Here is a 1,001-nt window from a genome sequence, read left to right as displayed (position 1 = left end):
TGGTAAGGCTAAATACTCCCTAGAGACCGATAGTGAACCAGTACCGTAAGGGAAAGGTGAAAAGCACTTCGAATAGAAGAGTGAAATAGTACCTGAAACCGTGCGCCTACAAGCGGTCGGAGCATAGCAATATGTGACGGCGTGCCTTTTGCATAATGAGCCTACGAGTTACTCCTTACTGGCAAGGTTAAGCACTTAAGTTGCGGAGCCGTAGCGAAAGCGAGTTCTAACAGAGCGAACATAGTCAGTAGGGGTAGACGCGAAACTTTGTGATCTATCCATGGGCAGGTTGAAGGTTTGGTAACACAAACTGGAGGACCGAACTCATTAGCGTTGAAAAGCTATGGGATGACCTGTGGATAGGGGTGAAAGGCCAATCAAACTGAGAGATAGCTCGTTCTCCCCGAAATGTTTTTAGGAACAGCCTCGTATAAAGAGTTATCATAGAGGTAGAGCTACTAATTGGGCTAGGGGGCTTCACCGCCTACCAAACCCTAATAAACTCCGAATGCTATGATATATCTACGGGAGTGAGGCTGTGGGCGCTAAGGTCCATGGCCGAGAGGGAAATAACCCAGATTAACAGCTAAGGTCCCTAATCGTATGTTAAGTTGAACAAACGAAGTTCAAATCCTATAACAGCCAGGATGTTGGCTTGGAAGCAGCCATTCATTTAAAGAGTGCGTAACAGCTCACTGGTCGAGGGTTTGAGCACGGAAAATAATCGGGCATCAAACATACAACCGAAGCTTTAGGATCACCACTAGGTGGTGTATCGGTAGGGGAGCATTCTAAACTGCATTGAAGGTGTATCGCGAGGTATGCTGGAGCGTTTAGAAAAGAAAATGTAGGCATAAGTAACGATAAAATAGGTGAAAAACCTATTCGCCGTAAGACTAAGGGTTCCTGATCAACGCTAATCGGATCAGGGTTAGTCGGGTCCTTAGGCAAAGCCGAGAGGCGTAGCTGATGGCAAACTGGTGAATATTCCAGTACCTGCT

The 1,001-nt window shown here is 46.5% G+C and carries 1 rRNA gene; it reads left to right on the top strand.

Annotated features, from left to right (window positions below):
• Positions 1-1,001, top strand: a 23S ribosomal RNA gene (locus K1Y79_RS29025); the annotation flags it as partial.

It is taken from the genome of Chitinophaga rhizophila, assembly GCF_019492185.1.
GTDB lineage: Bacteria > Bacteroidota > Bacteroidia > Chitinophagales > Chitinophagaceae > Chitinophaga > Chitinophaga rhizophila.
The sequence above is the reverse complement of the archived record's forward strand: the minus strand, read 5'-3'. Positions and strand labels throughout refer to the sequence as shown.